We start from the raw sequence: 25,174 nt of genomic DNA, 5'->3' as shown, positions 1-25,174 counted from the left end.
ATGGCGGATCGCTATGTACAAATGGATAACCTTGCCGTTGGATATAATGGAAAAGCACTGATACGTGACATCTGTATTGGCATTGAAAAGGGCGAAATCGTGACTCTTATCGGACCTAACGGTGCCGGAAAATCTACAATTTTAAAAAGCATTACCCGGCAGCTTAAAACCATCAGGGGAACCGTATACCTGGATAAAAAGGATATGAGCCAGCTTACAAATAAGGCACTTTCCACGCAGATGGCGGTTGTGCTTACGGAACGGATGAAGCCGGAGCTTATGACCTGCCATGATATTGTGGCAACCGGGAGGTATCCTTATACCGGAAGACTGGGAATCCTGAGCCGTGAGGATGAGGAAAAGGTAGAGAAAGCCATGGAAGCTGTCCATGCCCAGGAGCTGGGACACAGGGAGTTTGACGCCATCAGTGACGGACAGCGTCAGCGAGTACTGTTGGCGAGGGCTATCTGCCAGGAGCCGGAGATTATCATATTGGATGAGCCTACCTCCTTTTTGGATATCCGGCATAAGCTGGAACTACTTGCCATTCTCCGGAACATGGCAAAGGAGAAAAAGATCACTGTGGTTATGTCTCTTCACGAAATTGACCTGGCACAGAAAATTTCGGATAAGATCATCTGTGTCAAGGGCGACCGGATCGCTCATTATGGAGTGCCGGAGGAGATTTTCAAGGAGGATATTATCCGAAACCTGTATGACATTGACAACGGATATTTTGATCCCCTGTTTGGAAGTCTGGAGCTGCCGCGGCCGGAAGGAAAGCCGGAGGTATTTGTGATTTCCTCCTGCGGAAAGGGAATTCCGGTATTCCGGCACCTTCAGAAGGAAAATGTACCCTTTGCGGCGGGAATTCTTTATAGGAATGATGTAGATTACCAGCTTGCAAGGCTTCTGGCTGTTCGCGTCATCGAGGAAGAGCCATTTTGTGAGATCAGCGATGAAGCCTTTTCCATGGCTATTCAGACTATGAGAGAATGTAAAACGGTAGTGAATGCAGGAGTGACGATGGGCTCCTACAACAGAAAAATAGGGGAATTGCTTTCCGAAGCGGAAAAACAGGGAAAACTAAAGAAGTTTTAAAAGAAAGAGAAGAGGCTGTCCAATGGCAGCCTCTTATTTAGTGTGCCGACATAACGGAGCTTCGGCCACAAGTGTGTGTTGTGACACATACTTTTTAGCATAACTCAGCAATTGTATACAAAAGCTGTTCGGATTCCGCCCATCCAAGGCAGGCATCGGTAATAGATTTGCCGTAGATGTGGTTGCAGCCGATCTTCTGGTTCCCCGGCTCAATATAGCTCTCGATCATCAGACCCTTTACAAGTCTGTGGATATCAGGATCAACAAGACGGCTGTGAAGCACTTCCTTAGCGATGCGGATCTGCTGTTCATACTGCTTGTTGGAGTTGGAATGGTTGGTATCCACGATGGTTGCCATATTCTTCAGGTTCTTGGCAGCGTATTTCTCGTACAGAAGACGTAAATCCTCGTAATGATAGTTTGGAATCGCCTCTCCATGTTTATTCACAGCGCCACGGAGAATGGTGTGGGCCAGTTCATTTCCGGAAGTCTCCACCTCCCAGCCGCGGTAAATGAAACGGTGTCCGCCCTGGGCTGCCACAACAGAGTTTAACATTACGCTGAAATCACCGCTGGTAGGGTTTTTCATACCAGCCGGGACATCCATGCCGCTGACAGTCAGACGGTGCTGCTGATCCTCAACAGAACGTGCCCCTACTGCTACATAGGACAGGATATCGGACAGATAACGCCAGTTTTCCGGGTAAAGCATCTCATCAGCACAGGTGAATTCGCTCTCCTCAATGGCACGGATGTGCATTTTGCGGATCGCAACCAAACCTGCCAGCATGTTAGGCTTTTTCTCCGGGTCCGGCTGGTGGACCATTCCCTTATAGCCCTCTCCTGTAGTACGTGGTTTGTTTGTATAAACTCTCGGAATGATAATGACTTTATCAGCAATTTTTTCCTGGACTTTCCGAAGTCTTAAAAGATAATCGCATACGGCATCCTCATTATCTGCAGAACAGGGGCCGATAATAGCCAGGAATTTATCGGATTTTCCTGTGAATACGTCGCAGATTTCCTGGTCGCGTTTCTCTTTGAGCGCTTTGATCTTTGCATCAATGGGATATTGGTTGCGGATTTCTTCGGGTGTCGGTAACTTTTTAATAAATTCGAATCCCATGCTTCTTTCTCCTTTGCAGTTCACTTTCAACCTAGTATTATAATCCATTCTTCAGGAATTGTCGATAGAAAAATTGTGGCTTTTTCCCGGCCTTTTCACGGAAACCGTTACTTCTTCATGGCAGTCAGGGCATGAAGATGCAAAACAGACAGCAGCAGTTCGGAGAGCAGCATTCCGTAAAAATATCCCCGGATACCAAGGGCTGGAATTGCAAATAATACAAAACCGATCCGGAGACTGACACCGATCACACTGTGGATCAGACAGGTGTTTGGCTTTCCGAGTCCGTTCAGAATGCTGGTCAGGGCCGTGTTCATATAGAAAAAGGGGCAGAAAAATGCCAGGGCTTTGATATATGTCCCGGCAGTGGGACTTCCAAACAGCAGGATACCCATTGGCATGCCGAAGAAAAAGAAACACAGGGAGCATCCGGCACCCAGCAGAAAGCAGCAGCGGCAGGTACGGTTTATAACATAATCGATCCGTTTTTTGTAACCAAGAGCCTGCAGTTCAGCTACGGAGGGCATCAGCATCAGGGAGGCGGAATTGGTGATGGTGGAAGGAAACAGGATAAGAGGCAAAGCCATGCCTGTAAAGACACCGTAAATTGCAAGTGCTTCCTCGCTGCCGAGTCCTGAAAGCAAAAGTCTCTGCGGAATGAGCACCACCTCCATACTGTGGAGCAAAGTGAGCAGGAGCCGGTTCATGGAATGGGGGACTGCCATTTCCACCATACTCTTGAGACTGCCCAGCGGGCTGCTGATTTTTTTTAAGCTGTAGTGATGCTTTCGGAAGTCCGCGCCTACGGCAATGAGAGAGACAATGGAGGCGATGATCTCACTGAACAGGGCGCCGCCCGCAGCGATCACGGAGGTGATCTCTCTGCCTTCGGATAGAAAGACAAGGTAGATCACATAGCTGCCGCCTATGCGTGCCGCCTGTTCAAGGAGCTGGATGCCGGAAGGAAGAGCCGTCTGTTTTTGGGAATAATAGTAGCTGTTAATACAGGAATGAAGGGCTGTCAGGGGAAAGCTGAAAGATAAGATCCTGATAAGCGGCTGGGTGCGCGGCTCCTTTAAAATCTGCGAAGCAAAAAAGCCACTGTTTTTGTAAATGACAAAGGACAGGACAACGGAGAAAAGTACAGCCGTACCTGTACCCAGCAGAAAATAATCCCGTGCCTCTTTTTGTTGTCCTAAGGCCATACGGGAGGCACAGAGTCTGGAGATGGCGGCCTGCATTCCCACAGCGGCAAGCGCCATGACCAGCCCCTGCAGGGGCATTGCAAGCTGATAAACTCCAATACCCTGCGCACCAATAGCATGGGAGAGGAATATTCTATAAAAGAAGCCCATAAATCTGGTCAGAAGTCCGGCGCAGGTGAGAATAAGAGTTCCCTGTAAAAAACGTTTTTTTGACATAGCAACCTATTCCGTACCTTTTTTGTCAGTATATGCAAAATACTGCCTTGACAGAACTACTATTATCTGGTAAAGTGAACCTGAAATCCAAGTAAAATACTGGGAATTGGAAAGAAGGGGATGAATGAAACTCTCAACAAGAGCGAGATATGGTCTTCGTGCGTTGATAGATTTAGGTTTATACAGTGAAAAGGAATCCGTGTCTCTTCAGAGTATCGCGACAAGACAGGAGATTTCCGTGGGATACCTGGAGCAGCTTATGGCTTTGTTAAAAAAAGCCGGATTTGTGAAAAGCAGCCGGGGTGCCTGCGGTGGTTACCGCCTTGGCAGACCAGCTCAGGAGATTTCCGTGGGAGATATCCTGCGTGTCCTGGAGGGCAGTCTGGAAGCTGTGGAATGCCCGGGAAACGAAGCGGAGGGAAAGTGCCAGGGAGAAGATATCTGTGTGGCAAAATATGTCTGGAAACGTATCAATGACAGTATCACAAAGGCAGTGGACAGCATGATGCTCAGCGAGCTGATAGAGGAAAGCCGCAGGGTAAAAAAGGAAAACAAAGACTGCAGTGAAGCGGGATGTCCACCCGCGAGACAGCAGCTGTAATCATAAATAGGAGGACCAAAAAATGGGAAAGATGATATATCTGGATAACGCAGCAACTACAAAGACAGCACCCGAGGTAGTGGAGGCAATGCTGCCGTACTTTACTGAGCTTTACGGAAATCCTTCCAGCGTCTATGATTTTGCCGGAAAGAGCAAGGAAGCTGTTACAAAGGCGCGCGAGCAGATCGCACAGGTGCTTGGGGCAAAAAAGGAAGAGATCTATTTTACAGCAGGAGGCTCTGAGGCGGATAACTGGGCGTTAAAGGCTGCGTTTGAAGCATATAAGGCAAAAGGAAACCACATTATCACCACAAAGATCGAGCACCATGCCATCCTGCATACCTGCGAATATCTGGAGAAGGAGCGGGGAGCAAAAATCACGTATCTCGATGTGGATGAAAATGGTATTGTGAAGCTGGATGAGCTGGAAAAAGCAATTACCCCGGAAACCATTTTAATTTCCATTATGTTTGCCAATAATGAGATTGGCACCATCGAGCCGATCAAGGAGATCGGTGCCATTGCCAGAGAGCATGGCATCCTGTTTCATACCGATGCGGTGCAGGCATTTGGACAGGTGCCCATCAATGTAGATGAAATGGGAATCGACATGTTGAGCTCCAGTGGTCATAAATTAAACGGACCCAAGGGAATCGGCTTTTTGTATATCCGTAAGGGTGTTAAGATCCGTTCCTTTGTACACGGCGGGGCACAGGAGAGAAAACGCCGCGCCGGAACAGAAAACGTACCTGGTATTGTGGGCTACGGCGCTGCAGCCCAGCGTGCAGCCGGCACGATGGTAGAGCGTACAGAAAAAGAGAGAAAGGTCCGCGATCATATGATCAGCAGGATCATGGAAGAGATTCCGTATGTGAAGCTGAACGGGGACCGCACAAAACGTCTGCCGAACAACGTAAATGTCAGCTTCCAGTTTGTAGAAGGCGAGTCTATGCTGCTGATGCTGGACAGCTACGGGATCTGCGCATCCAGCGGTTCCGCCTGCACATCAGGCTCACTTGACCCGTCTCATGTGCTTCTGGCCATCGGCCTGCCTCATGAGATCGCCCACGGTTCCCTGCGCATGACCTTAAGCGAGGAAACTACCATGGAGGATGCGGATTTTGTAGTTGATAAGCTGAAAAGCATTGTGGCAAACTTAAGAAGCATGTCACCGCTGTATGAGGATTTCTTAAAGAAAAAAAAATAACTGAGCTGTAGAGCGAGTAGAATAAAAAAACACTTGTCAGGAGGAAAAAAATATGTATAGTGATAAAGTAATGGACCATTTCCAGAATCCACGTAATGTGGGAGAGATTGAGGACGCAAGCGGCGTAGGAACTGTCGGAAACGCAAAGTGCGGCGACATTATGAGAATATTCCTGGATATCGATGATGAGACACATATTATCAAGGATTGTAAATTTAAGACCTTTGGCTGCGGCGCAGCCGTTGCAACCAGCAGCATGGCTACAGAGCTGGTAAAAGGCAAAACCATCGAGGAGGCAATGCAGGTGACCAACAAGGCAGTCATGGAAGCTCTGGACGGACTTCCGCCTGTTAAGGTACACTGTTCCCTGCTTGCAGAGGAAGCCATTCATGCAGCTCTGTGGGATTATGCGGAAAAGCATCACATTGTAATCGAAGGTCTTGAAAAACCGAAGTCCGATATCCATGAAGGAGAGGAAGAGGAAGAAGAAGAGTATTGATGAATAAAGATAAAATCATTGTGGGCCTGTCCGGCGGCGTTGATTCTTCGGTGGCCGCCTGTCTTTTGAAGCAGCAGGGGTATGATGTCATTGGCGTTACCATGATAAATTTTCGGGAAGAACAGCTTTCGGAGGAAGCAAACGGAAGCGGTTCGAAAATCGTGGAGGACGCAAAGAAGGTGGCGGATTATCTGGGGATTCCCCATTACACGGTGGATTTCTGCCCGCAATTCAAAGAAAATGTCATCGATTATTTCATAAAAGAATATTTTTCAGGCAGAACACCGAATCCTTGTGTGGTTTGCAATCGTTATATTAAATGGAAAGCAATGATGGAGCAGGGAGAGAAGCTTGGAGCCAGGCTGATTGCCACGGGACATTATGCCGGGGTAGAACGGCTTGCAGGCGGCAGGTATTCTCTGAAATGCTCCGCTACCGCTGCAAAAGACCAGACCTATGCTTTATACGGGCTTACCCAGGAGCAGCTTTCCCGTACTGTGATGCCGCTTGGGGCATATACAAAAACGGAGATACGCCGCATGGCATCCGAATACGGTATCCCGGTTGCGGAAAAACCGGACAGCATGGAGATCTGTTTTATCCCGGATCAGGATTACGCAGGCTTCATAGCGCGAAACACGGATGAGAAAATTTCAGTGGGAAACTATGTAAGCACCTCCGGTGAGATTTTGGGACAGCATAAGGGCATTATCCATTACACCATCGGACAGAGGAAAGGTTTGAATCTGGCAATGGGCCGTCCTGTATTTGTCACGGAAATACGTCCGGAGACAAATGAGGTAGTGATCGGAGACGGAGGAGATGTGTTTGCACCTGCACTAAAATGCAGCAAACTGAATCCTGTGTCTGTGCCGGAATTTGAGAGCGGTATGAAGGTTTTTGCAAAAATCCGTTATAATCATAAAGGTGCTCCGGCAGTGATCGAGAAGACCGGCGAGGATGAGCTGATAGTGAGGTTTGAGGAGCCCCAGAGGGCGATCACACCAGGACAGGCAGTGGTCTTTTATCAGGATGGCTATGTGGCCGGCGGTGGGATCATTGACGCTGCATTAAAGGATTAGAGTGTGCCGGATAAAAGAATGATTGTGTGGTGAAGGAAAAAACGATGACAGGACTTACAAATGAGCAGGTACAGGAAAGGATTGAAGAGGGAAAAATAAATCTCAACGAGAATCCCAACACAAGGACGTACAAGGAGATCATCAGGGAAAATACGCTGACGTTTTTTAACTTTTTGAACGTGGTCCTGATGGTGATGGTATTGCTGGTCGGCTCCTACAAGAATTCCATGTTTGTAGGAATCGTGCTCATCAATACTGTTATTGGAATCATTCAGGAAATACGGGCGAAAAAGACGATCGATAAGCTGGCGATCCTGACAGAATCTAAAGCCGTGGTTCTCCGTGAGGGAAAGAAGTGGAGCATTTCCACAGAAAAGTTGGTGCTGGATGATCTGATCTGTCTGAAAACAGGCGAGCAGATTCCGGCGGACTGCAAGATTCTTGAAGGAAGCCTTGAGGTCAATGAATCTCTGCTTACAGGTGAAGCGGATAATCTGGCAAAATCTGTGGGAGATGAACTTTTCTCCGGAAGCTTTGTGACAGCGGGAGAAGCCTGCTGTCAGGTCATTCATGTGGGAAAGGATAATTATGCTTCCAAGATCACCAGCGAGGCAAAGGAATTTAAACGTCATAACTCAGAGCTGAGAAATTCCCTGAATGCGATCTTAAAGGTAATCAGTATCATTATTGTTCCGTTGGGAATGCTTTTGTTTTACAAACAGTATTACATCGTAGGAGATAATGTTAAGGATTCTGTTGTAAACACTGTGGCAGCAGTGCTCGGTATGATTCCGGAGGGGCTGGTGCTGCTGACTAGCGTTGCACTGACCCTTGGAGCGTTGGCTCTGGCACGGAAAAAAACACTTGTACAGGAGCTGTACTGTATTGAAACGCTTGCCAGGGTGGATACCCTTTGCCTGGACAAGACAGGTACGATCACAGAAGGCTCCATGTGTGTGGAGCAGGTTGTGCCGTATGTAGATGTCTGTCAGCAAGGCACAGAGAATGCGCTGGCGGTTACGGAAGAAGCGGATGCTGAGAGCGGAGAAGAGATTTCCGGGGATGTTTCTGATCCGGCAGCCATGGAGGAGATTGAGCGCATTATGGGAAACCTGATGGCAGTGCTGAAGGATCAGAATGCCACGATTGATGCCCTGCACAAACGGTTCCGGGCGAGAAGGGACATGACAGCGGGTACGGTCATTCCGTTTTCCTCTGACAGAAAATACAGCGGTGCCTCCTTCCAAAATCACGGAACCTATCTGATGGGAGCAGCACAATTCCTTTTTCCGGAAGGAAACGAGGTTCTGACTGCCCAGTGCGGCAAATACGCAGGACAGGGACTGAGGGTGCTGGTGCTCGCGCACAGCGAAATGGAAAGTGATGGACCGGAGCTTCCGAAAGGGCTTGAACCGGTTGCGCTTTTGCTCCTGACAGATGTCATCCGTCAGGAAGCGCCTGAAACTCTGGAGTTCTTTGGAAAACAGGGAGTTGATCTGAAGGTGATCTCCGGAGACGATCCGGTAACCGTTTCTGCCATTGCAAAAAAAGCAGGACTGAAAAACGCAGATAAATATATTGATGCAACGACGATCATCACACAGGACGAGATGGATGCGGCAGTGGCGGAGTACAGTGTTTTCGGGCGGGTGACGCCTCAGCAGAAAAAGGCCATGGTGCTGGCGCTAAAGGCTCAGGGACATACGGTTGCCATGACGGGAGACGGTGTCAATGATGTTCTTGCTTTAAAGGAAGCAGACTGCAGCATTGCCATGGCAGAGGGAAGCGATGCGGCGAAAAATATCGCAAATGTGGTACTGCTGGATTCCAATTTTGCAGCAATGCCTCATATTGTGAATCAGGGCCGTCGGGTAGTAAACAATATCCGTACCGCAGCTTCCATGTTTTTGATCAAGACGATCTTTTCCGTGCTGCTGGCGCTGATCACCATTTTTGTGGGGGAAGCATATCCCTTTGAACCCATTCAGATGTCATTGATCAGTACGTGTGCGGTGGGAATCCCCACTTTCCTCCTGGCACAGGAAAACAATTATACGAAAATCGACCATACCTTCCTGCGCCATGTGTTTATGAATGCCTTTCCGGCAGCCGTAACGATCACGGGCTGTGTATTTACCATTATGCTGGTCTGTCAGAACGTGTATCACTCCAATGACATGCTGAATACCGCGTGCGTTCTTGTAACCGGATGGAACTATATGGCTGCGCTGAAGACGGTGTATGCTCCGCTGAATCGGTACCGCAAGGTGATCATTTACAGTATGCAGTGTATTTTCTTCCTTGCAGCCGTGATCCTGCAGAAGCTCCTTACGCTTGGAGCATTGGAATTTGGAATGATCATCCTGGTATTTTTGCTCATGACATTCTCTCCGATTCTCATAGACGTGATAACGGAATGGATCCGCAAGCTGTATAAGAGATCTCTGGATGGACAGTCAAAGAACTGGTTTATGGCATTTCTTGATAAAATGATGAAATAACCGCATAAAAAACCGCCTGCACTTCAGTACCTAAATGGGAGATGAGGTGACAGGCGGTTTTTGTCTGGCTATATTTTGCAGAATTCGGGCTTGCGGTTTCGGAAAACCGTATAATGGTCAAAGCCGCATTCCTTTAATACGGCAGCGGCCTTGTCAAAGGCAAAGGCAATTTTATCCGGGGTGTGGGCATCTGCTCCAATGGTAATGATCTCGCCTCCGAGCTGGCGATAGCGGCGGATGACTCCGAGACATGGATTTGGCTCGCCCAGGCCGTAATGGTATCCTCCTGTATTCAGCTCAATGCCGACTCCTTTTTTTATCAGCGTCCGGAGAATCTCATCAAGGATGTCCTGGTATCTGCCATAGGAATAAAAGCGGTTTTTATCAGGACCGTAGCGTACTACATAGTCCAAATGCCCGTAGACATCCATTTCGTCAAAGCAGGCCAGGTTTTCCAGTATGGATTCGAAGTATTCCATATAACAGAGATTTTCCCTGCGGTTTTCGAAAAAGCCGGGATAATAGGGGTCAAAGCCATGTACGATATGGGAGGAACCGATGACAAAATCGAAGGGATATTCTCTCAGAAACCGGCTGTATTTTGTACCAAGGTGCGTCTGAAGACCCAGTTCAATGCCGAAACGTATTTGTATCCTGGAAGCGTAAGCTTCCTTAAGCCTGAAAAGCTGTTCCATATATGCGGTCGTATCCAGAGAAAATTCGATATTGTCGGGAGTTTCGGGATAATCCGGGTCCCAGTGTTCGGTAAAGCAGATTCCCTGAAGACCGCAGTCAATGGCCTTTTTGATCATTTCCTCCATGGGAGTGGGGGAATCCGCAGAAAAAGAGGAGTGCATGTGGCAGTCCCATAAAATTGTATGTTCCATGATAAAAGTCCTTTCGTGACATATTCGGACATATTATACCATGCCATGGAGACATTTGTGGTGATTTTGCAATGTTTTTTCTAAAATAGTCTTGAATTTTGGTTAGGAATTAGGTACAATACCTTATAGGCTGATGTTTCTTTAACAAACTTAAGAAGCGTCATAATATTTACCATTTAATTCATAGGAGGAATTTATCATGGCAGTAAAAGTTGCAATTAATGGATTTGGACGTATCGGTCGTCTTGCATTCCGTCAGATGTTCGGCGCAGAGGGATTTGAGATCGTAGCTATCAACGACTTAACTTCCCCGAAAATGCTGGCTCACTTATTAAAATATGACTCCACTCAGGGCAGATACGCTCTTTGCGATACCGTATCCGCTACCGAGGATTCCATCATCGTAGATGGCAAAGAAATCAAAATCTATGCAAAAGCAAGCGCTGCAGAGCTTCCTTGGGGAGAGCTTGGCGTAGACGTAGTTCTGGAGTGCACCGGATTCTACACCTCCAAAGCAAAAGCTCAGGCTCATATCGATGCTGGCGCTAAACACGTTATCATTTCCGCTCCGGCTGGAAACGATCTTAAGACCATCGTTTACAATGTAAACCATGACACTCTTACAAAAGAGGACCACATCATTTCCGCAGCTTCCTGTACAACAAACTGCTTAGCTCCAATGGCTAAAGCATTAAATGATCTTGCTCCGATCAAATCCGGTATCATGTGCACCATCCACGCTTACACAGGCGATCAGATGACACTTGACGGACCGCAGAGAAAAGGCGATCTGAGAAGATCCCGTGCAGCAGCAGTAAACATCGTTCCGAACAGCACAGGTGCTGCAAAAGCTATCGGCCTTGTTATTCCTGAACTGAACGGCAAACTGATCGGTTCCGCACAGCGTGTTCCTACCCCAACAGGTTCCACAACTATCTTAACAGCAGTTGTTGAAGGAAACGTAACAAAAGAGCAGATCAACGCAGCTATGAAAGCAGCTTCCAACGAGTCCTTCGGTTACAACGAAGATGAGATCGTATCCAGCGATATCGTTGGTATGAGATTTGGTTCTCTGTTTGATGCTACCCAGACAATGGTTCTGCCGCTTGAGAACGGCACAACTGAGGTACAGGTAGTTTCCTGGTATGATAACGAGAACTCCTACACAAGCCAGATGGTTCGTACAATCAAACACTTTGGCAAACTGCTTAGCGAATAAGATAAACGGTAACCAATGGAGGGTCCGGTCTGTAAAGGACCGGGCCCTATTTTAATATTTATTAAGGAGATATAACAATGCTGAATAAGAAATCTGTTGATGATATCAACGTAAAAGGCAAAAAAGTCCTTGTAAGATGTGACTTTAACGTACCTCTTCAGGATGGAAAGATCACAGATGAGAACCGTCTGGTTGCTGCTCTTCCTACTATTAAAAAATTAATCGCTGACGGCGGAAAAATTATCCTTTGCTCCCATTTAGGAAAACCTAAGGGAGAGCCGAAGCCGGAATTATCTCTTGCACCTGTTGCAAAACGCCTCAGTGAATTACTGGGCCAGGAAGTAAAATTTGCTGCTGATCCTGAAGTTGTAGGACCAAATGCAAAGGCTGCTGTTGAAGCTATGAATGACGGTGATGTGATCCTTCTTGAGAATACCCGTTACCGTGCAGAAGAGACAAAGAACGGAGAGGCATTCAGCAAAGAGCTGGCTTCCCTGTGCGACGTATTTGTAAATGACGCATTCGGTACTGCTCACAGAGCACACTGCTCCAACGTTGGTGTTACCCAGTTCGTTGACACTGCAGCAGTTGGATATCTGATGCAGAAAGAGATCGATTTCTTAGGAAACGCAGTAAACAATCCGGAGAGACCGTTTGTTGCCATCCTTGGCGGCGCTAAGGTTTCCAGCAAGATTTCCGTTATCAACAATCTTCTGGACAAGGTTGATGTGCTGATCATCGGCGGCGGTATGTCCTATACCTTCACAAAGGCACAGGGCGGAAAGATCGGAAATTCTCTCTGCGAGGATGATTACCTTCAGTATTCCCTCGACATGGTGAAGAAGGCAGAGGAGAAGGGCGTAAAACTTCTTCTTCCTGTTGATAACAAGATCGGTGACAAATTTGACAATGACTGCAATATGCAGATCGTTCCTACCGGCGATATTCCGGATGGCTGGGAAGGCCTTGATATCGGACCGGAAACCGAGAAAATCTTTGCTGACGCTGTTAAAGACGCAAAGACCGTTGTTTGGAATGGACCGATGGGCTGCTTCGAAATGCCGAACTTTGCTCATGGTACAGAGGCAGTTGCAAAAGCACTCGCTGACACAGATGCTACTACCATCATCGGCGGCGGCGACTCTGCAGCAGCAGTAAACATCCTTGGCTACGGCGACAAGATGAGCCACATCTCCACCGGTGGCGGCGCATCCCTGGAATTCCTGGAAGGCAAAGAACTTCCGGGCGTAGCTGCAGCTAATGATAAGTAGGCCGAAAGCAACTTAACGAAAACGAGCGGAACGCGAAGTTTGAGTTTAGTGCGAGGCCAATCCCGAACCTTACTGAGCAGGAGCATAGCGAGTGCGAGGTTAGTTGAGGGATGAACACGTTCGGTTTGCAAAACGTGAATCGAACTTCCTTACCCACAAAAATCAGAGGAGAATATAAAAATGGCAAGAAAGAAAATTATCGCTGGTAACTGGAAAATGAACATGACACCAAGCGAAGCAGTTAAATTAGTAGAAACCTTAAAACCATTAGTAGCAAACGACGATGTAGATGTAGTATTCTGCGTACCGGCTATCGACATTATCCCTGTAGTTGAGGCTGCAAAAGGCTCCAACATCCAGGTAGGTGCAGAGAATATGTACTTCGAGGAAAAAGGCGCATACACAGGAGAAATCTCCCCGGCTATGCTTACCGATGTAGGCGTAAAATATGTTGTTCTGGGACATTCTGAGAGAAGAGAATACTTTGCAGAGACAAGCGAAACAGTAAACAAGAAAATGCTGAAAGCTTTCGAGCACGGTATCACCCCGATCATGTGCTGCGGCGAGACTCTGACTCAGAGAGAGCAGGGCGTGACAATGGACTTCATCCGCCAGCAGGTTAAGGTTGGATTCCAGGGCGTAACAGCAGATCAGGCTAAGGAAGCAGTTATCGCTTACGAGCCGATCTGGGCTATCGGAACCGGAAAAACCGCTACAACTGAGCAGGCTCAGGAAGTTTGCGCAGGCATCCGTGCATGCATTGCTGAGATTTATGACGAGGCAACTGCAGCAGCTATCCGTATCCAGTACGGCGGCTCCGTAAATGCAAAGACAGCTCCGGAGTTATTTGCTCAGGCAGATATCGATGGCGGTCTTGTAGGCGGTGCATCTCTGAAACCAGAGTTCGGCGATATCGTAAATTACAAATAACAAGCATATCTTGTGAAAAATAAACAATAAAACGTAACAAAACACCCTCAAATGCTTTGATAATTAGTCAATATTCCTAATTGTAAAGTGTTTGGGGGTGTTTTATAATGTATGAAATATCACTTTGAATATCACTATATCACTTTACTCTATTATCACTTTTCAAAAAGTGATAGTAAGGATAAGTGATAGTTATTTATGGAGGTTTCATACATGAGAAGAACGGCAAACGGAGAAGGCAGCACACGCCTTGATCCAAAAACAGGCAAGTGGGAATGCCTAATTCAATCAAAATATCTGAATCCCAAGACAGGAAAGCCAAAGCGGTTTAAACGAGTGGCAGAAACAGAGCTAGAAGCAATCGAAAATTGCAAACTTGCAGTTGAGCAATGGGAAAAGGCTTTCGAGTCAGGAAGGGATCAGAAGGTTGATAAAAAGAGGACATTCGGATCATATATGACAGAGTACATTGAAAGCAAAGAATGTAAAGGCAAACTGACTGCAAGTGGTTATCATTCCTACGTTCGCACTATGAATCGCAATTTTTATGATTATCCGATTGCAAACTATCAGCTTCAAATGCTCAATGCTTCAGAGTTTCAGAAGTTTTATGACGAAATTCAAAAAGTAAAATCTCACAAGACTTGTTTACTACCAAGACAATTATGTGTGCGTTGCTGTAATTGGCTAGTGAACCAAAGCCTTTTAAAAGAAAACTATGCGGAACAGGCTGTATTAGATAGGGACATTGCAGACGAATACGACAAACAGAAAGATGATTCACTCAAAAATCAAAAGAAAGTATTCACGCCGGAAGATATTGAGAAGTTTTATTATGCGTACAAAAATAACATGGGGCAATATCCGGTTGTTGTTCTTTTCCTTCTCGAAACTGGTATGAGAGCAAGTGAATTTGCAAGTTTACGCAATGATAACATAAATTTGGAAACTGGTCGCATAGACATCGTAGAAACACGTTCAATTCGCTTTAAGGATTCCGAAAATCACGATAAAGGCGTTGAAGAATATGTAAAAGTACCGAAGAATAAAGAGTCCAGATTTGTAATGATGTCTGATTTGGCGAGAGAGTGCGTTCTTTATATGCAAGAGCAAACAAAGCTGAATTGCAAATGCAATACTGAAAACTTATTATATCCGACTTTCCGCAATGGAAAACGGCGTAGCAATTCATCAATGGAAGTATGTTTCAAGGAATTATGCGACAAGCTGGGTATTGATCGTGATGTGCGATTAACGAAAACTGGACAGAAGAAAGGTTTATGTTTGCATTCCCTCCGGCATACAGCAGATAGTATAGCTAACTCTGCAAAAGGTGCAAACGTAGTCAACACTGCATTGGCAATGGGGCATAAAGCCATAACGACAGAGAACGTATATACCCATGCTACAGAAGAAGGCTTGAAGTCAATCACTACTCCATCCCAGGCGGTACTTGAAGATTATAAAAAAGAAGAGAAAAGTGATTTTGATAAAACCGCTGAGCTTTATGAAATGTATTTGATGCTGAAAGAAAAATTTGAAAAATAGAGTTGTCTCATCTATTGACATATCTCGAATCTGTGGTATTATGACGGTGTAAATGATAAATGCGCATTTTTGAATCCTCTATATATGGGATTTTAATTGTATGATGCACTCCAAGTCATTTCGATAAAATCATAAGTAACTCCAAATTTGTGAATTTAATGAGCGTAGTTTTTGCTACGCTCATTTTTTACGACCAAAGAAAGAAAAAAGGACAGCTTTCCGGCTATCCTAATTTCTGTTTGTGACACTGATCTGAACATCAAATCTTGACCGCACATCATTGTGCAGCAAAATCTCCATTGCTTTTGATGCTTCTCCAATATTTTCCTTGATATAGTCGGCGGCTTTTTGCGCATCAATTCCGCTGATAATTGTTTCCCCAAAATTTGGACTAGGAATAGTTACCACCATTTCAAGCTGCCTGAGATTATTTTCAGGTGCATAATACTTTCCATGTTTCGGTATAAATCCCACCGAGTAATCAAGTATATCTGCAATTTCCATCACTTCCGAAAATTTAATTGTTCCCCTGGCTAACTTGTTCGTTATGTTTTGTGGCGTTGTTGGATCGTCCGGGTGGCGTTCGTTCATTTTTTCCACAACTTCTTTTAATGTCACGCCATTTTGAGCAAGAAAAGATTTGATGATCTGTCTAGTTGCATTTTTTTCATTTGGTTGTGGCATAAGTACCTCCAAAGAATATAGTTTTACATGCTGATTATATCAAAATAACAGTGCAATGTCAAATTTAAAATACATTATAATAACATATACATAACGTTAACATTATGTGCTTGACAAATATATCATTATAGTGTATTATATAACCACAACGAGATATTAAGGAGGTAGGCATGGAATATAAGATCAATAGAACAGGCGTGATCTTGCTGCAGATATTAGACAATAATGATGCAAATAGCTCTATTTCCGGCTTTACGATTACCGACCTTATGAATGCACTTGACGGATTCGGAAATCCAAGAAACAGAATGACCATATATCGGCATTTAAAGTGCATGACAGAAGCCGGATTTATCGCAAAAGGCATTCCGGACAATCACGCCGACACATTTTATTTACTCAAAAAAGGAAAAGATTTATTAAAAGGAGAATAAGAAAGTATGGAATTGAAGAAAAACACACTTATCATCGGTTTAGGTAACTGCGGATGTAAGATTGCAAAGCAATTTGCCGACATCGGCTATGAAACAATCTTTGCAAATGGAAGCGAACAGGATTTAAAAGTCTTGGGAAACATCAAAGGCATTTATAAATTGGAAGGATTTGACGGTTTCGGCGGTCATCGTGACAGAGCAATGGAATGTTTACAGGAAAATTCTGAATTTGTTGACGCACTTTGCACCATAAAACAGAAGATTATCTTTATAATTTATGCGACTGGTGGCAGCACTGGCAGCGGTTTATCAACTATCGTGGCAGAGTGGCTTCAGGGCGAATACGAAAATGACAAGATTATTTGCACCGTGCCTGTTCTTCCAGCAGAAAATGAATCAATCAACAAGCATATGAACGCATATCAGGCTATCACAGAGCTTATGGAGCTTGACGGAATGGGCGCAACGTTCGTGCTGGACAATAATAAATCCGACAATGGTGATCTGCGGTGGATCAACAAGAGCTTTCTTTCTATGTTGGATGCGTTTCTTACTGATGATTCATGGGGAGAACCAAACAACTTTGATGAATCGGAGCGTATGGAGATGCTAAAAGAACCAGGGAACATGATTATTTCACTCTGTAAGGATGGAATAACAAAGATCCGTGAGGGAAACATTTTTGCACCGCTTCAAAATGACAAGGTGTGCGGCAATATCGGTATCATTCATAGTGGCAGAAACGACATTGACATCAATGAATTGGTGGCAGAAGTCGGAAAACCTTTGAATATTTCAGAGGGATGGGGCGGAAAATGCACTTTGATTGCCGTTTCCGGCATGAGTTTCCCGGTGGATCATGTATCAAGGCTTGGTAATCTTGCCGTTGAAGGGCAGAAAGAACGACAGAGAAACGTGGAAAACGCAAAAGCTGCCGCTCTTCCAACGCTTGATTTCGGAGTTGTTAAGACGGTTAAGCCGATTGAAAAGGCAGCCAACGAAAAAAAGAAACTTTCCAACCGTGAAATGCTGATGGCAATGCGGAAAAAGGCATGATAGCCGGAAAGGAAAGAAAAAATGACACCAAAACTTGACAAAAACACATTAGAATATCTGGAAAGAATTGGAATAGAAAACTTTAGCAGTGCCGAAAACATTATTTTGGGGCTGTTCGATAAAATTTCAGATCCGGACAATGAGAAAATCACAAGTAAGTTGATTGTTGAAATGACAGGGTGGCATATTCGCTACACTGCAGATGAAATCAACAATGATATTTTCAATCCGTGTAGTGAACGCTACAAGAGTGCAACGTTTGATGCCTGGAAAATTCTTGAAATACTGTCAGACAACAAGTTTGATTCGTACATTAAAGAGATTATCCATGACCTTATCACAGAGAAAAATAGAGCATATGAGAAAGTATATTATAAGATACAGGATGATAGCTCAATGTGGCAAGAAGAGATCCGGAAACATACGGATAATGTAGCACTCAATTACTGTATGGATGAATTAACATCATATGATGTCGAAAAACTCAAAGAACATGTGTTGAAAAGATGTATTCAATAGAGATTAGGGTGGCATTGCCACCTTTTTCTCTTTTGGCTGCCGAAAAAGTAAATAAAATTTTAGTTTTATTTCATGTCGAAAAAAGCAAATGATTGAACTGATTATTTGTGCAATCATACAAATAAAGAGAATTCGGACAAAAATTTTGTACATAATGTATATTTTTACAAAAAAAGTTTGTTAATAAGTAACAAGTTGTGTCAAATGGCGAAGTTAACAATTTCTTAATATTTTTCTCATGAAAGAATACGATAACCATAGGGGTTACGAGCCTAAATGTTAAATTTTTGTTAAATATTTCATTTCGACACCCAAAATTATAATAGAAGTAGGAAAAAGGCATAGTATGACCTTAAACGTACCTTGATAATTTAATAATGAACTGTTAGTAAAAGTAGTATGAATAGGAGTTGAATTTAGGTGATAAATTGGAATGAAATGATTGAAGCTCAGGTGATGTACGAAACGATGGATTTTGAATATAGTGAAAGAAATCTGGAACTGATCGGAAAATTCATTAGAGAAAAGGAAAAAAATCTTTCCGATAATGGGAGAAGTATGTATGAGAATATCAGTAATAAAATGTTTGATTACATCGGAGAATATATGAGAAGAAATAAAGTATACATTGATTTGTTCTTCCTGGAATATGCAGAGCCTTTCCATAATGCGGTGAATAAAGCAGTTGATGAAGAGATACAGTACAAATTTCCGATTCCGATTACTTCCGGAGAATGGAACAGAATAAAAGAGATTGGGAATGAAGAAATTGAAAGATTGATGTTTACGATGTTAATTCTAGCGAAATATAGAAATATCGTAAGGCAAAGAAGAAGAAAAGAAGATTTCGCAAAGCCATACCGTGTGGAGCTAGAAGATGCCAAGATCAGAAAACTTGCGAATGTAAAGGTTCATCGAGGCAACCAAGCAAGCAAAAGTAACTATAGAGATTATTTAAAAGAGAATGGATATATAACTATATCTGAAAGAAATCAAATATTTGTAATGATTGCCGATGAAGATAGTGAGGTTATCGAAACGATAACAGATTATGACCACTTATATTTACATTATGAAAGATTGAATGGTGCGAAAATCGGAACATGTAAGAAGTGCGGAAGATTGTTCCGGCAAAACAAACAGAATAACTTAACGCAATGTGAAGAGTGCCGGGCATATAAACCGAAAGAAGCTAAAAAAGTAAAGTGCATTGATTGTGACGAGATATTCATAAAGAAACCGAGCGAAAAACGTAAATGCAGATGTGATAAATGCCAGAAGATCCATGCACTAGAATTGAAAAGGGTGAGAAATCGCAGATATATAGAAAAGAAGGCTTGATGATTCAAGTCTTTTTTCTTTTGGATAATTTTTTGTAAAGACGTTTTATATTTTAAAGTTAAAATAGACTCAAATGCTATATTTATAGTATTTTCATGGATTTTGTTATAATAAAATGGCTTGAAAATTTTTTGGTTGAGAATCGCTGTAACCACGGTGGTTATCGTATTTGAGATGTACCACCTCTTATGGAAAGAGAGATAAAACATGATTTATACTCACTCATTGAGCGATTATAGATGATGCTTTATCCGCATCAATGAGCTTTTCCAATTCTTTTTTTGCCTATACTACTTGCAGGGTGGCGAGTTTCCCTAAATTTCTTGCCACCCTCTTTTTAAAGAGATGTTGAAAAATTTACATTTTTGGAGTAAATATAAATTTTTGAACATCTCCAAATGCTCACACAATCTATGTGAGATTCGTGCGACTGTCTCTTTCATTGTTTCTTTAAGTCGCACCATGTTTGCTATTTTCTATGCCATTTGTATTGCAATTCGTATTGTGCGGTGTTACCACAAGAGAATCAGAGGTGGGGTAATTTGCCCCACCAGCATTTAACCTTGATTTGAGCCGATTCGTGTGGTCGGTTGAAATCTGGGCTAACGGATTTCGCCCAGGAATGCATCATACTTTATACTATGAGGATAATGAAGGAAGAGAATATCGCCTTATTATCTTAGAGAGCCACCGAGCAGCCAGTTAAACCTGGTTGCTCAATACGGAATTAACTGAACGTTCATTTTAATAGCCGGGGGAAGATTATTACTTCCCCCTTGGTTTTAGAAATGAATGTATTTTACGATATATAATAAACAAAATCCTATTAAGTGTAGATGATTCATGCTTTCATTTTCTTCTTTATTTAGGCGGCTTCGGCTGCCTTTTTTTAAAAGCTAAATTTTACACACAAACGGTAGGATAAAATAAACAAAAGGAGGATGTACATGGAAGATGTATTTGACATAAGAGACATTATTCGATGCTTTTTGTATCACAATAATTTATCAATAAAATATATGGCAAGGAAAACCGGCATAAAAGAAAAGACACTGAGATCCTGGATGGAGAGAAAAAGAAATATCAGTGGCGAGAAAATGAAGAAAGCATATAGCTTTTTGCAAGGCGATTTTTTGCTGAGTATTGATAAAATATGCGATGCACTTGGCGTTGATATTGATAATGCGCCACTCGATGAACTTGTTAAGTTGTTCATGGAATATAACGATTTAAGCATGAATAAGATTTCAAAGTATGCCAGAATTCCTGGCACTACTCTGAGAAACTTCTTAAATGGTACAGGGGGACTTCGTGAGCAATATGCAATGAAGTTGCGTGAGATCTTAAAGGGGGAATATTTGATTACTTTTGAGACTTGCTGCGCATATTTGATGATACACAGGGAGGAAAAGGAAAATGAAAGTTGAAATTACTGAGAAAGAAATAAAAAGAATTACACCGATAATCAAGGAAAGATATGACAGATCGGTTAACTTATTCGAGAGAATGGAACTAAAAGAATTTATGGGGAAGATCGGTGTTGATATTGAGGATGTGACACCGCCACTATCAACTTTAGATTAATGTAAAGGAAGAAGAAAATGGGAAGAATAATAGTAATAGATGACGTTATGGGATCAGGAAAAACGAGCTGGTCAATCCAACACATGAATGAAGATCAAGACAGTAACTTTTTGTACATAACTCCATTTATAAATGAAACGACCAGAATAATGAAAAATGTTTACAATAGGGACTTCAAGACACCGTGTGCCGAAGGAAAAGGCAGAGGGAAACTTGTGAATCTCTTGGAACTGCTTAGAACAGAAGAAGATATTGCAAGCACTCACGCACTGTTCTTAAAGCTCACAGATGAATGCAAAGAAGCAATCAAGGAAGGGCATTATACACTTATCCTTGATGAAACTATCAATGCCATTGAGCCGTATACAGTGGCACACAAGAATGACATTGATTACCTGCTGAAGAATAACAGCATTGAAATTGATTCAGAAGGATTTATACATTGGATTGATGATGACTTAGATACATCCTATAACAAGATTAAGATTCTTGCAAAGAATAAGAGCCTTTTCTATGTAAATCAAAAGCTGCTTATGTGGCGTTATCCGCCGGAAATATTTGAATTATTCGACAAAGTTTATATCATGACATATTTATTCGATGCCAGCATTTTAAAGTATTACTTCGATTTATCCGGCATTGAATACGATAAAGTGTCAGTAAGCCACGATAATGGAAGATATGAGCTTGTGGAATATAAAAAGCCGGATGTATCTATGTTCAAAGAACGTATTCATATTTACGAAAAAAGTGATTTGAACGAGATATTCACGCAAAAGAAAACTGCTTTATCTTCTACATGGTTCACTAGCTCAGGAAATAGTGATAAAATCGCCAAACTGAAAAAGGCGATTTATAATTACATCCAACACAAAGAGCCATGCAAAGCCGATCAAATTATGTGGACAACATTTTTGCAAAGCCAGAAAAAACTTGAAGCAAAAGGGACAGCAAAGGCTTTCGTATCATGTAACTGCAGAGCAACTAATGATTATTCGGACAGAGATCATCTGATTTATGCTTTAAATGTTTTTCCGCACGTTGGGGTATCACAGTTTTTTGCACAACATGGTATCGTTATGGATGCTGATAACTACGCATTAGCGGAGATGCTACAGTGGATTTGGAGAAGCAAGATTAGAGAAAAAGACGGCGATATTTGGATCTATATTCCTTGCACAAGAATGAGGAATCTGTTGAAATCCTGGCTGAATGAAAAGTAAATAAAATTTTTTGGGAAAAGTAATTTCCCAAAACCTTGTTTTAGAAATCGCTGAAAGTACGTTGGTTATCGTATTTCAGAGGTTCTAAAAATCGCATTTCGTTAAAAGAGAATTTAAAGATAAAAAATATATTTAAAAATATAAACTGGATATATAAATAAAAATATATATATCACTAATACATTGGCTATACGTTAGTATAGACAATAGACGATATTTGCCACTCACTGAAATTTTGCTATCAAGAAATCGGGCAAATATCTATACTAACACTTCTGCGAAGTATTAGTTAATAAACAACCAACAAAAAAAGAAATGGTTTGTGGCACTTTCGAGTCTGCCACTATTTTTATGTTCTTTTTTGCTTGGTCGGTAACATAAAAGGAGAAATGAAAAATGGAAGATAAGATTTTGGTAAAAATAACAATTATGGACAATGATAATGAAGTTTGCACGTTCAGCGTAAGCGGAATTTGGCAAGAGAAAGACTTGATTAAAAGGGCGATATTTGAGATTGCGAAAAAAATGGGCGATGATGTAAACGGCTATTACCGTGTGGTGATTACGTCCGGTGAAAAAATGCTGCTGCGATACGTCAATATTGACGATTACAAACCAGTGGTTATGGGTGTCATAGATATTGGATTAGATGACATTAAAGATTTAGTCAGTGAATCAAAAGATTTAAAGGATGCAAAAGATGCAAAAAATGCTTTGGAAAATCTTCTGAATATCTACCACAAATTTAATGAGACTCTTGACGAATATATTGCGATGAAAGAAATACAAGAAAAATTGGATAAGTTAATAAAAGGAGAAATGAAAAATGAAAGATGAAATGATTATTAGAATTTTTACGTTAAATGATGATAAAAGAGTGAGTGCTTTTAGTGTAAGCGGAATTTGGAAAGAAGAAGATTTGATTAAACGTGCAATCTTAGACATTTATGTAAAAAGAGGATATAAAGCAAACGATATTTATCGTGTGATAGTAACAAGTGGAAACGAAACACTGTTGCTTCGGTATGTTGTCATTATGGACTTAAAGCCTACAGTGCTTGGAATCGTTGATATAGGCTTAGATGATTCAAATGAATTTGATAATATCATGGATAACTTTGCAGAATGCTGGGAAGGTATGAACGATCATGAAAAAGAATTGTCGGCAAAACAAATTGTTGGAATTAAAGGAGAATGAAAGATATGCGGAGATATTACGATTGCGTAAGAAAAGATACACTGTCACAGGATCAATTCGTAAGAAGGATTGCGCCCAAAATTGGCTGCACAAATGAGCAAGCTAATCAAGTTTGGCGTATCATTCGTGATGAAATTAAGCTCTGTTTGTTGGAAGGGCTGAAAATTAAAATTAAGGAAGTCGGCACTTTAGAAACCAGATGGCGAAAGGGAAGGTCTATTAGTGGCGGAATATGCGGCGGTCATTCTGTGCCAGATATGCGTGTTGTACATTTGAAACCGAGTGCCAAACTCAATAAATTATTAAATGGAAAGGATGTTTAGAACAATGAATAGCAGATTTGTGGAGCTGTCAAGCTCTGTAATGGGGCGCAGAGAGTTAAAAGTTGCTCTGCATGAGATATATCCAGATGCAACGCAATGGAACGAAAACGGCATTACATATCTTGAACAATATACAAGGGATAACGCAGATAGTGTAAAAGGAATGCCATTATGTGCGGAATTTATGGATAGTGATAAAGATGTTCCGTATGGTCATGGATTGACTGGGACAAAAGGCAATTTGCCGATATTTGAAGATTCAGAACAGGTAGGAGCTTTTGAGGATTGGAGCATTGAGGATGTCGAGATTGATGGAGTTATGAAGCGGTGTTTATGCGCTAAAGGCTATATCAATGAAGCCAGGTATCCTAAATTCGTTGCTTGGTTGGAAAAAGAGATTCAAAAGGGAAATACCGTGTACGGATCTGTTGAGTTTTGCGGTACAGAGGACAATGAAGGCGAAATAATTTATGACGGTGGATGGAAAGAAGAAGGTCGTGTTCCGATGGTTTACGATTATCTTGGGTTCGCTATTATAAGTATTCGCCCGGCCGATGCTTCCGCTATACTTATTGAGTTAAATCAAGCGGCAGATTTTAAAGATGAATTTGACGTATTTGAAAGCGGATTTGAAAAAAATTCACGAAATACAATTAATGCAACGGAGTACGATGACTGTATGCAGGTTGGTTTTGAAGTGAATAAATCCGGCGATCATGTTGATTTTGAAAATATTTTCGATTAAAAGGAGAAAAAACTATGGAAATTAAAATTGATACAACAGGTATGAAAGATATTGAAAAAGATGGCGGTGTAACCGCTGAAGAAATGGCTTACCAAATTAGCCCAGAGTATATTGCTAATACAGTAACCATTAATGAATGCAAGAAAAATAAACGATGTGAATAGTAATGAATCAACAATAATAAGGAGAAAAATTATGGATAATAAAATAAAAGAATTTTATAGAAATGATAGAGTAAAGCTTACAAATAATATGGAGTGGGATTGTCACTTCCACTCAGATATGGCAAGAAAAGATATTATGATTCCAGCTATGACTAAGACGTATTCACTTCTTACTATGGATGTAGTAGAAGAAGAAATTATGAAACAAAATATAGACTTTGTTGGAAAAGATGGACTTGGAAATCATGCTGCTATCAGCATTGATGATCCTGAGCAATACGAATATCTGTTCAGATGTAAAGATGAAACAAAGCATTTTTCAAGAAATACCTTAATGGAATTGATTAAAATTAACAACAAGACTAAATTCCAGGAAGCAGTTAATGATAATATCGTTTGCCTGTGGGAAGCAAAAATATGTTTATACTATATGTGTTAGCGATTTCATGAGCTGTCGCTGATGTGATTTCATCGCTTGTCAACAGGTTGCTCAGTTTTCTGTCTTTATTT

General features: G+C 42.3%; 27 protein-coding genes. 23 read left to right on the top strand and 4 right to left on the bottom strand.

Going from position 1 to position 25,174, the window contains the following annotated elements; all coding sequences use genetic code 11:
• Window positions 1-1,101, top strand: coding sequence for an ABC transporter ATP-binding protein (locus tag ACESZH_RS15570; RefSeq protein ID WP_373217669.1), 1,101 nt, complete (start codon window positions 1-3; stop codon window positions 1,099-1,101).
• A 94-nt stretch (window positions 1,102-1,195) separates the two neighbouring features.
• Here the strand turns inward: ACESZH_RS15570 and ACESZH_RS15565 are convergent, their stop codons facing one another.
• Both ACESZH_RS15565 and ACESZH_RS15560 read right to left on the bottom strand, forming a co-directional pair.
• Window positions 1,196-2,227, bottom strand: coding sequence for a 3-deoxy-7-phosphoheptulonate synthase (locus ACESZH_RS15565; protein WP_373217670.1), 1,032 nt, complete (start codon window positions 2,225-2,227; stop codon window positions 1,196-1,198).
• A 107-nt stretch (window positions 2,228-2,334) separates the two neighbouring features.
• The gene (locus tag ACESZH_RS15560) at window positions 2,335-3,648 is read right to left on the bottom strand and encodes an MATE family efflux transporter (RefSeq protein ID WP_373217671.1); all 1,314 of its coding nucleotides are present in this window, start codon (window positions 3,646-3,648) and stop codon (window positions 2,335-2,337) included.
• Window positions 3,649-3,772: 124 nt separating this feature from the next.
• Here ACESZH_RS15560 and ACESZH_RS15555 point away from each other — a divergent pair, with 124 nt between their 5' ends.
• The 5 genes from ACESZH_RS15555 to ACESZH_RS15535 are packed head-to-tail and all read left to right on the top strand — an operon-like array spanning window position 3,773 to window position 9,538.
• Window positions 3,773-4,249 (top strand): Rrf2 family transcriptional regulator, encoded by a 477-nt coding sequence (locus tag ACESZH_RS15555; RefSeq protein WP_373217672.1) that lies wholly within the window; start codon window positions 3,773-3,775, stop codon window positions 4,247-4,249.
• 22 nt (window positions 4,250-4,271) lie between these two features.
• Window positions 4,272-5,456 carry a cysteine desulfurase NifS gene (gene nifS / locus ACESZH_RS15550; protein ID WP_373217673.1) on the top strand — a complete coding sequence of 395 codons (1,185 nt, stop codon included), beginning with the start codon at window positions 4,272-4,274 and terminating at the stop codon, window positions 5,454-5,456.
• A 52-nt stretch (window positions 5,457-5,508) separates the two neighbouring features.
• Window positions 5,509-5,955 (top strand): Fe-S cluster assembly scaffold protein NifU, encoded by a 447-nt coding sequence (gene nifU, locus ACESZH_RS15545; protein ID WP_373217674.1) that lies wholly within the window; start codon window positions 5,509-5,511, stop codon window positions 5,953-5,955.
• The gene (mnmA, locus tag ACESZH_RS15540; protein WP_373217675.1) at window positions 5,955-7,037 is read left to right on the top strand and encodes a tRNA 2-thiouridine(34) synthase MnmA; all 1,083 of its coding nucleotides are present in this window, start codon (window positions 5,955-5,957) and stop codon (window positions 7,035-7,037) included. Before nifU ends, mnmA begins: the two co-directional genes overlap by 1 nt.
• Window positions 7,038-7,081: 44 nt before the next feature.
• Window positions 7,082-9,538: a cation-translocating P-type ATPase gene (locus ACESZH_RS15535; RefSeq protein ID WP_373217676.1), complete on the top strand. Its 2,457-nt coding sequence runs from the start codon at window positions 7,082-7,084 to the stop codon at window positions 9,536-9,538.
• 68 nt (window positions 9,539-9,606) lie between these two features.
• On the opposite strand, the gene ACESZH_RS15530 is transcribed toward ACESZH_RS15535, so the two are convergent.
• Window positions 9,607-10,425, bottom strand: a complete 819-nt coding sequence (locus tag ACESZH_RS15530; RefSeq protein WP_373217677.1) for a histidinol-phosphatase HisJ family protein — start codon at window positions 10,423-10,425, stop codon at window positions 9,607-9,609.
• A gap of 199 nt (window positions 10,426-10,624) precedes the next feature.
• On the opposite strand from ACESZH_RS15530, the gene gap reads away from it, so the two are divergent.
• The 4 genes from gap to ACESZH_RS15510 all read left to right on the top strand — a co-directional run bounded on the left by gap (window position 10,625) and on the right by ACESZH_RS15510 (window position 15,393).
• A complete protein-coding gene (gene gap, locus ACESZH_RS15525) occupies window positions 10,625-11,644 on the top strand; it encodes a type I glyceraldehyde-3-phosphate dehydrogenase (RefSeq protein ID WP_373217678.1) in 1,020 nt (339 codons plus the stop codon).
• A 77-nt stretch (window positions 11,645-11,721) separates the two neighbouring features.
• Complete coding sequence (gene pgk / locus ACESZH_RS15520) at window positions 11,722-12,915, top strand: phosphoglycerate kinase (protein WP_373217679.1); 1,194 nt, start codon at window positions 11,722-11,724, stop codon at window positions 12,913-12,915.
• A 180-nt stretch (window positions 12,916-13,095) separates the two neighbouring features.
• Window positions 13,096-13,845: a triose-phosphate isomerase gene (tpiA, locus tag ACESZH_RS15515; protein ID WP_373217680.1), complete on the top strand. Its 750-nt coding sequence runs from the start codon at window positions 13,096-13,098 to the stop codon at window positions 13,843-13,845.
• 213 nt (window positions 13,846-14,058) lie between these two features.
• On the top strand, window positions 14,059-15,393 hold the full coding sequence (locus ACESZH_RS15510) for a tyrosine-type recombinase/integrase (protein ID WP_373217681.1): 1,335 nt from the start codon (window positions 14,059-14,061) through the stop codon (window positions 15,391-15,393).
• A 228-nt stretch (window positions 15,394-15,621) separates the two neighbouring features.
• On the opposite strand, the gene ACESZH_RS15505 is transcribed toward ACESZH_RS15510, so the two are convergent.
• Window positions 15,622-16,077 (bottom strand): DUF6471 domain-containing protein, encoded by a 456-nt coding sequence (locus ACESZH_RS15505; protein WP_373217682.1) that lies wholly within the window; start codon window positions 16,075-16,077, stop codon window positions 15,622-15,624.
• 170 nt (window positions 16,078-16,247) lie between these two features.
• On the opposite strand from ACESZH_RS15505, the gene ACESZH_RS15500 reads away from it, so the two are divergent.
• The 13 genes from ACESZH_RS15500 (at window position 16,248) to ACESZH_RS15440 (ending at window position 25,103) form a co-directional block, all read left to right on the top strand.
• Window positions 16,248-16,511 carry a hypothetical protein gene (locus ACESZH_RS15500; RefSeq protein ID WP_373217683.1) on the top strand — a complete coding sequence of 88 codons (264 nt, stop codon included), beginning with the start codon at window positions 16,248-16,250 and terminating at the stop codon, window positions 16,509-16,511.
• Between the two features lie 6 nt (window positions 16,512-16,517).
• Window positions 16,518-17,567: a hypothetical protein gene (locus tag ACESZH_RS15495; protein WP_373217685.1), complete on the top strand. Its 1,050-nt coding sequence runs from the start codon at window positions 16,518-16,520 to the stop codon at window positions 17,565-17,567.
• A 21-nt stretch (window positions 17,568-17,588) separates the two neighbouring features.
• Window positions 17,589-18,086 carry a hypothetical protein gene (locus tag ACESZH_RS15490; RefSeq protein WP_373217686.1) on the top strand — a complete coding sequence of 166 codons (498 nt, stop codon included), beginning with the start codon at window positions 17,589-17,591 and terminating at the stop codon, window positions 18,084-18,086.
• Window positions 18,087-18,506: 420 nt separating this feature from the next.
• On the top strand, window positions 18,507-19,427 hold the full coding sequence (locus tag ACESZH_RS15485; RefSeq protein ID WP_373217687.1) for a hypothetical protein: 921 nt from the start codon (window positions 18,507-18,509) through the stop codon (window positions 19,425-19,427).
• Between the two features lie 947 nt (window positions 19,428-20,374).
• Window positions 20,375-20,854, top strand: a complete 480-nt coding sequence (locus ACESZH_RS15480; protein ID WP_373217688.1) for a helix-turn-helix domain-containing protein — start codon at window positions 20,375-20,377, stop codon at window positions 20,852-20,854.
• Window positions 20,844-21,011: a hypothetical protein gene (locus ACESZH_RS15475; protein WP_373217689.1), complete on the top strand. Its 168-nt coding sequence runs from the start codon at window positions 20,844-20,846 to the stop codon at window positions 21,009-21,011. The genes ACESZH_RS15480 and ACESZH_RS15475 overlap by 11 nt, the downstream gene beginning before the upstream one ends.
• A gap of 17 nt (window positions 21,012-21,028) precedes the next feature.
• Window positions 21,029-22,234 carry a hypothetical protein gene (locus ACESZH_RS15470; RefSeq protein ID WP_373217690.1) on the top strand — a complete coding sequence of 402 codons (1,206 nt, stop codon included), beginning with the start codon at window positions 21,029-21,031 and terminating at the stop codon, window positions 22,232-22,234.
• A gap of 396 nt (window positions 22,235-22,630) precedes the next feature.
• Complete coding sequence (locus ACESZH_RS15465) at window positions 22,631-23,071, top strand: hypothetical protein (RefSeq protein WP_373217692.1); 441 nt, start codon at window positions 22,631-22,633, stop codon at window positions 23,069-23,071.
• Window positions 23,061-23,432 carry a hypothetical protein gene (locus ACESZH_RS15460; protein WP_373217693.1) on the top strand — a complete coding sequence of 124 codons (372 nt, stop codon included), beginning with the start codon at window positions 23,061-23,063 and terminating at the stop codon, window positions 23,430-23,432. Before ACESZH_RS15465 ends, ACESZH_RS15460 begins: the two co-directional genes overlap by 11 nt.
• A 5-nt stretch (window positions 23,433-23,437) precedes the next feature.
• On the top strand, window positions 23,438-23,755 hold the full coding sequence (locus ACESZH_RS15455; protein WP_373217694.1) for an HU family DNA-binding protein: 318 nt from the start codon (window positions 23,438-23,440) through the stop codon (window positions 23,753-23,755).
• Between the two features lie 4 nt (window positions 23,756-23,759).
• On the top strand, window positions 23,760-24,500 hold the full coding sequence (locus ACESZH_RS15450) for a hypothetical protein (RefSeq protein WP_373217696.1): 741 nt from the start codon (window positions 23,760-23,762) through the stop codon (window positions 24,498-24,500).
• Between the two features lie 14 nt (window positions 24,501-24,514).
• A complete protein-coding gene (locus ACESZH_RS15445; RefSeq protein WP_373217698.1) occupies window positions 24,515-24,664 on the top strand; it encodes a hypothetical protein in 150 nt (49 codons plus the stop codon).
• A 31-nt stretch (window positions 24,665-24,695) separates the two neighbouring features.
• Window positions 24,696-25,103: a hypothetical protein gene (locus tag ACESZH_RS15440; protein WP_373217700.1), complete on the top strand. Its 408-nt coding sequence runs from the start codon at window positions 24,696-24,698 to the stop codon at window positions 25,101-25,103.
• Window positions 25,104-25,174 lie beyond the last annotated feature (71 nt).

It is taken from the genome of Ruminococcus sp. 5_1_39BFAA, assembly GCF_964240875.1.
In the GTDB taxonomy this organism is placed as follows: Bacteria; Bacillota; Clostridia; order Lachnospirales; family Lachnospiraceae; genus Blautia_A.
This window is presented reverse-complemented; position numbering and strand designations above follow the sequence as displayed.

Coding starts and splice junctions, on each gene's coding strand:
- ACESZH_RS15570 (WP_373217669.1), top strand. CDS start 1: ATGGCGGATCGCTATGTACAAATGGATAACCTTGCCGTTGGATATAAT.
- ACESZH_RS15565 (WP_373217670.1), bottom strand. CDS start 2,227: ATGGGATTCGAATTTATTAAAAAGTTACCGACACCCGAAGAAATCCGC.
- ACESZH_RS15560 (WP_373217671.1), bottom strand. CDS start 3,648: ATGTCAAAAAAACGTTTTTTACAGGGAACTCTTATTCTCACCTGCGCC.
- ACESZH_RS15555 (WP_373217672.1), top strand. CDS start 3,773: ATGAAACTCTCAACAAGAGCGAGATATGGTCTTCGTGCGTTGATAGAT.
- nifS (WP_373217673.1), top strand. CDS start 4,272: ATGGGAAAGATGATATATCTGGATAACGCAGCAACTACAAAGACAGCA.
- nifU (WP_373217674.1), top strand. CDS start 5,509: ATGTATAGTGATAAAGTAATGGACCATTTCCAGAATCCACGTAATGTG.
- mnmA (WP_373217675.1), top strand. CDS start 5,955: ATGAATAAAGATAAAATCATTGTGGGCCTGTCCGGCGGCGTTGATTCT.
- ACESZH_RS15535 (WP_373217676.1), top strand. CDS start 7,082: ATGACAGGACTTACAAATGAGCAGGTACAGGAAAGGATTGAAGAGGGA.
- ACESZH_RS15530 (WP_373217677.1), bottom strand. CDS start 10,425: ATGGAACATACAATTTTATGGGACTGCCACATGCACTCCTCTTTTTCT.
- gap (WP_373217678.1), top strand. CDS start 10,625: ATGGCAGTAAAAGTTGCAATTAATGGATTTGGACGTATCGGTCGTCTT.
- pgk (WP_373217679.1), top strand. CDS start 11,722: ATGCTGAATAAGAAATCTGTTGATGATATCAACGTAAAAGGCAAAAAA.
- tpiA (WP_373217680.1), top strand. CDS start 13,096: ATGGCAAGAAAGAAAATTATCGCTGGTAACTGGAAAATGAACATGACA.
- ACESZH_RS15510 (WP_373217681.1), top strand. CDS start 14,059: ATGAGAAGAACGGCAAACGGAGAAGGCAGCACACGCCTTGATCCAAAA.
- ACESZH_RS15505 (WP_373217682.1), bottom strand. CDS start 16,077: ATGCCACAACCAAATGAAAAAAATGCAACTAGACAGATCATCAAATCT.
- ACESZH_RS15500 (WP_373217683.1), top strand. CDS start 16,248: ATGGAATATAAGATCAATAGAACAGGCGTGATCTTGCTGCAGATATTA.
- ACESZH_RS15495 (WP_373217685.1), top strand. CDS start 16,518: ATGGAATTGAAGAAAAACACACTTATCATCGGTTTAGGTAACTGCGGA.
- ACESZH_RS15490 (WP_373217686.1), top strand. CDS start 17,589: ATGACACCAAAACTTGACAAAAACACATTAGAATATCTGGAAAGAATT.
- ACESZH_RS15480 (WP_373217688.1), top strand. CDS start 20,375: ATGGAAGATGTATTTGACATAAGAGACATTATTCGATGCTTTTTGTAT.
- ACESZH_RS15475 (WP_373217689.1), top strand. CDS start 20,844: ATGAAAGTTGAAATTACTGAGAAAGAAATAAAAAGAATTACACCGATA.
- ACESZH_RS15470 (WP_373217690.1), top strand. CDS start 21,029: ATGGGAAGAATAATAGTAATAGATGACGTTATGGGATCAGGAAAAACG.
- ACESZH_RS15465 (WP_373217692.1), top strand. CDS start 22,631: ATGGAAGATAAGATTTTGGTAAAAATAACAATTATGGACAATGATAAT.
- ACESZH_RS15460 (WP_373217693.1), top strand. CDS start 23,061: ATGAAAGATGAAATGATTATTAGAATTTTTACGTTAAATGATGATAAA.
- ACESZH_RS15455 (WP_373217694.1), top strand. CDS start 23,438: ATGCGGAGATATTACGATTGCGTAAGAAAAGATACACTGTCACAGGAT.
- ACESZH_RS15450 (WP_373217696.1), top strand. CDS start 23,760: ATGAATAGCAGATTTGTGGAGCTGTCAAGCTCTGTAATGGGGCGCAGA.
- ACESZH_RS15445 (WP_373217698.1), top strand. CDS start 24,515: ATGGAAATTAAAATTGATACAACAGGTATGAAAGATATTGAAAAAGAT.
- ACESZH_RS15440 (WP_373217700.1), top strand. CDS start 24,696: ATGGATAATAAAATAAAAGAATTTTATAGAAATGATAGAGTAAAGCTT.